General features: G+C 64.1%; 4 protein-coding genes. 2 read left to right on the top strand and 2 right to left on the bottom strand.

All coding sequences use genetic code 11. The features are described 5' to 3' along the window. Together ACILQR_RS15580 and lepA are read right to left on the bottom strand one after the other, a co-directional pair. Positions 1–408: DUF262 domain-containing protein (locus tag ACILQR_RS15580; protein WP_395652297.1), on the bottom strand; the 408-nt coding region annotated here is incomplete at its 3' end. A 91-nt stretch (positions 409–499) separates the two neighbouring features. Beyond that, positions 500–2,308 carry a translation elongation factor 4 gene (gene lepA, locus ACILQR_RS15575; RefSeq protein ID WP_395652296.1) on the bottom strand — a complete coding sequence of 603 codons (1,809 nt, stop codon included), beginning with the start codon at positions 2,306–2,308 and terminating at the stop codon, positions 500–502. 190 nt (positions 2,309–2,498) lie between these two features. On the opposite strand from lepA, the gene ACILQR_RS15570 reads away from it, so the two are divergent. Both ACILQR_RS15570 and ACILQR_RS15565 read left to right on the top strand, forming a co-directional pair. Next, the gene (locus tag ACILQR_RS15570) at positions 2,499–3,632 is read left to right on the top strand and encodes an efflux RND transporter periplasmic adaptor subunit (RefSeq protein ID WP_395652298.1); all 1,134 of its coding nucleotides are present in this window, start codon (positions 2,499–2,501) and stop codon (positions 3,630–3,632) included. An 8-nt stretch (positions 3,633–3,640) separates the two neighbouring features. Further along, positions 3,641–4,684, top strand: a 1,044-nt coding sequence (locus tag ACILQR_RS15565; RefSeq protein WP_395652295.1) for an efflux RND transporter permease subunit, incomplete at its 3' end; no start/stop codon positions are given.

Genomic DNA, 4,684 nt, shown 5'->3' with positions numbered 1-4,684 from the left:
CCCTCGCAAGGCTTGAGGAAGATCCTTGAATTTGGCTCCCAGTATGCTGCTAAATGTTTCGATCTTTGTGAGCGAAAAAGAGTTGTTAAGAAAATCGTGGATTGCGGTGATGCGTTGCTTTCCGTCTATAATAGAATAGACACCATAATCCTCTTCCGCCAAGTAAATTGGCGGGACAGGAACATTAAGCAAAAACGATTCTATTAGTTGCGACTGACGATCAACTCCCCAGCGTTCACGTCGCTGATAGGTCGGACTGAGATCGATGATTTCATCATCGACCATGTCCTTGAGTCCTTGGAGAGAAAAGTCGGAAGTTTGTATGACCAACCGGTTCTGAGAGAGTTCAAAAAACTCCTCGATTGCCTTGGTTGACGGGGAAGAAGGCCTTTTAAGCAATTTCGCCATTCGCTAGCTCCCGACTCAATCTCTTGAGGGGATAGGCTCGCCGCTTTCACGTCAAGCCAGCAGGAACGGAGATTAGGATTTCCGCTCGTGCTCAATCCTCATCCATCTTCAGCGCGGCGATGAACGCCTCCTGCGGGATCTCGACCTTGCCGAACTGGCGCATCCGCTTCTTGCCGGCCTTCTGCTTCTCCAGCAGCTTCTTCTTGCGGGTCGCGTCGCCGCCATAGCATTTCGACGTCACATCCTTCCTCAGCGCGCGCACGGTCTCGCGGGCGATGATCTTGCCGCCGATGGCGGCCTGGATCGGGATGACGAACATGTGGGGCGGGATCAGCTCCTTCATCTTTTCGACCATACCCCGGCCGCGGGTCTCGGCCCGGCCGCGGTGGACCAGCATGGACAGGGCGTCGACGGGTTCGGCGTTGACGAGGATGCTCATCTTGACCAGGTCGCCGACCTTGTAGTCGGTCAGCTCATAGTCGAACGAGGCGTAGCCTTTGCTGATCGACTTCAGCCGGTCGTAGAAGTCGAACACCACCTCGTTCAGCGGCAGCTCATAGACCACCAGCGCGCGGCTCCCGACGTAGGACAGTTCGACCTGTGACCCGCGCCGGTCCTGGCACAGCTTGATGACCCCGCCCAGATATTCGTCGGGGGTCAGGATGGTGGCCTTGATCCAGGGTTCGGCGATGGTCTCGATCTGCATCACGTCGGGCAGGTCGGCGGGGTTGTGCAGGTCGATCTCGCGCCCGTCGCGCAGGCCGATCTTGTAGACCACCGAGGGTGCCGTCGCGATCAGGTCGAGGTTGAACTCGCGGCTCAGGCGCTCCTGGATGATCTCCAGATGCAGCAGCCCCAGGAAGCCGCAGCGGAAGCCGAAGCCCAGGGCCGCCGAGCTTTCCATCTCATAGGTGAAGGAGGCGTCGTTCAGGCGCAGGCGGCCGATCGCGGCGCGCAGGTCCTCAAAATCGGCGGCGTCGACCGGGAACAGGCCGCAGAAGACCACCGACTGGACCTGTTTGAACCCCTTCAGCGCCTCGGCCGTGGGTTTCCTTTCGTCAGTGATGGTGTCGCCGACGGCGGCGTGGGCGACTTCCTTGATCTGGGCGGTGATGAAGCCGACCTCGCCGGGGCCGAGCTGGTCCACGGGCGTGTTCTTGGGCAGGAAGACGCCGACCCGGTCGATCAGGTGGGTCGAGCCGTTCTGCATCATCTTGACGCGCATCCCGGCCTTCAGCACCCCGTCGAACACCCGCACCAGAACGACGACGCCCAGATAGGGGTCGTACCAGGCGTCGACCAGCAGGGCCTTCAGCGGCGCGTCCGGGTCGCCCTTGGGCGCCGGCAGCCGGGTAACGATAGCTTCCAGCACATCCTCGATGCCGATGCCGGACTTGGCGCTGCAAAGCACCGCATCGCTGGCGTCGATGCCGATCACGTCCTCGATCTGCTGGCGGACCCGCTCGGGCTCGGCGGCGGGCAGGTCGATCTTGTTCAGGACCGGCACGATCTCGTGGTTGTTGTCGATGGCCTGGTAGACGTTGGCCAGGGTCTGGGCCTCTACGCCTTGCGAGGCGTCCACCACCAGCAGGCTGCCCTCGCACGCCGCCAGAGACCGGCTGACCTCATAGGCAAAATCCACATGCCCCGGCGTGTCCATCAGGTTAAGAATATATTCCTTGCCGTCCTTGGCCTTGTAATGTAGTCTGACGGTCTGGGCCTTGATCGTGATCCCGCGCTCTTTCTCGATGTCCATATTGTCCAGCACCTGGGCGGACATCTCGCGCGCCGTCAGCCCGCCGGTGAATTGAATCAACCTGTCGGATAACGTTGATTTCCCATGGTCGATGTGTGCGACCACGGAGAAGTTTCGGATTTGGGAAATGGGGGGCGTCGTCATGGTGCGGCGCGGTTAGCATGGGGCGCCCGCGAACGCCAACGCGGCCCCGGTCGATCTGACACAGGTTACATCCTCGTAATGGCGAAGCTGGACGTTTGAGGCCGTCATCTGAACGCGCTATTGAGACGGACTATTCCCGGCGCCCCAGTGCGCCACAGACCCGCGCTCCCCCCGCGTGGCCCGCGACAGGATGAACACCGTGGCGATCAACACCCTGACCCGGGCGGCCTTGCTGGCGACCGCGACGCTCGTGATGACCTCCTGCGGCAGCGGCGAAGCCAAGAAGGCCGAGGAAAAGGCTGCGGCCCAGAAGGCCGTCGCCGGTCAGACGGTCACCGTGGCGACCGCGTCGATGACCTCCCTGCCCCGCATCATCACTGCGTCGGGCAGCATCACGGCTTGGGAAGAGGTGCCGGTCGGCGCCGAGACCGGGGGGCTGACCGCCGTCGGCCTGTTCGTCGACGAGGGTTCCTATGTGCGTCAGGGTCAGGCCCTGGTCCAGATGAACGACGTCCTCCTGCGCGCCCAGCTGCGCCAGCAGCAGGCGTCGGTACAGACGGCCGAGGCCAATCTGGCGCGCGACGAGGCCGCGCTGGGCCGGTCGCAGGAACTGAAGGAGCGCGGCTTCCTCAGCCAGGCGTCGCTAGATACGGCGCTTGCCAACCAGCGGGCCTCGGCCGCCAACCTCGCCGCCTCCCGCGCCTCCCTTTCGGAGACCCAGACCCGTCTGAACCAGGCCACCATCCGCGCGCCCGTGTCCGGCCTGATCGCGAGCCGCAGCGTCACGCGAGGCCAGATCATCCAGGCGGGCGCCGAGCTGTTCCGCATCGTCCGTGACGGCCGGCTGGAACTGGACGCCCAGGTGCCGGAGACGGAGCTGGGGCTGATCCGCGCCGGTCAGTCGGCGACCATTTCCTCCGACCAGCTGGGCCAGGCGACCGGTCGCGTCCGCATCGTGACGCCCCAGGTCGACGCCACCAGCCGGCTGGGTCTGGCCCGGATCGCGCTGTCGAGCGCCGGAGACTTCAAGCCCGGGATGTTCGCCAAGGCCCAGATCGACGTCGGGGCCCAACCCACGATCACCGTGCCGACCGCCTCGGTCCTGTACCGCGAGAACCGCGCCGGGGTCTTCGTGCTAGGTACCGGCAACCAGGTCCGCTTTACCCCGGTCGAGGTCCTGTCGCGCGGCGCAAGCCAGACCTCCGTCAACGGGCTTCAGGCCGGTGCGCGCGTGGTGGTCGAAGGTGCCGGCTTCCTCGGTGACGGCGACCGGGTGACGGTCTCGGGGGCTGTGGTCACCTCGCCTGCTCCGGCCGCGCGCTAGGACCGACCATGAAGAACATCTCCTCCTGGTCGATCAAGAATCCCATTCCGATCATCCTGCTGTTCACCCTGCTGACGATCGCGGGGCTGCTGAGCTTCAACAGCATGCGGATCAACAACAATCCGGATATCGATTTCCCCTTGGTCAACGTCTACGCCGGGCGGCCCGGCGCGGCGCCCAGCGAAATGGAAATCCAGGTCACCCGGCTGATCGAAGACTCGCTGGCCGGCTTGTCTGGCGTGCGCCACATCAACTCCCAGATCACGGACGGCTCCTCGTCCACGACGATCGAGTTCGAACTCGGTACCGATACCGAGCGGGCGACGAATGACGTCCGCAACGCCATGAGCGGCCTGCGCGCCGACCTGCCTCAGGACATGCAGGAACCGTCGGTGCAACGCATCGACATCACCGGCGACGCCCTGATCACCTGGGTGGTGTCGTCCTCGACCATGACGCCGGAAGAGATCAGCTGGTTCGTCGACAACGAGGTCAGCCGGACGTTGCTGGCCATCAAGGGCGTCGGCGAAGTCAATCGCGGTGGCGGCGTGGATCGCGAGATCGCGGTCGAACTGGATCCCGACCGCCTGGCCTCCTACGGCCTGACGGCAGCGGCCGTCAGCCAGGCCCTGACCACGGTCAACTCCGACCAGCCGGGCGGTCGTGTCACGATTTCGGGCTCGGAGCGATCCATCCGCACCCTGGGTGCCGCGACATCGATCGAGGGCCTGCGCGAGACCCTGATCCCCCTGTCCGACGGCCGTCAGGTCCGGCTGGGCGACCTCGGCCGGGTCGAGGATCACTGGTCCGAACCGCGTCGTCTGGCCCGCTACAACGGGCAGGAAGCGATCACCTTCAACTTCCTGCGCTCACGCACCGCGTCGGAGGTCCGGATCGCCGAAAAGGTCCGCGAAGCCGTCGCCGAGATCGATGAGGCCCATCCCGAACTGACGATCCGCCAGGTTACGGCCAGCGTCGAACAGATCGAGGAAAGCTATATCGCCTCGCTGGAAGCCCTTCTGCTGGGTGCCGTGCTGGCGGTCATCGTGGTG

The organism is Brevundimonas sp. (genome assembly GCF_044239655.1).
In the GTDB taxonomy this organism is placed as follows: domain Bacteria; phylum Pseudomonadota; class Alphaproteobacteria; order Caulobacterales; family Caulobacteraceae; genus Brevundimonas.
The sequence above is the reverse complement of the archived record's forward strand: the minus strand, read 5'-3'. Positions and strand labels throughout refer to the sequence as shown.

What these genes read in the sequence shown, in the direction of transcription:
- ACILQR_RS15570 (WP_395652298.1), top strand. Translation starts at nt 2,499, where the DNA reads ATGAACACCGTGGCGATCAACACCCTGACCCGGGCGGCCTTGCTGGCG.
- lepA (WP_395652296.1), bottom strand. Translation starts at nt 2,308, where the DNA reads ATGACGACGCCCCCCATTTCCCAAATCCGAAACTTCTCCGTGGTCGCA.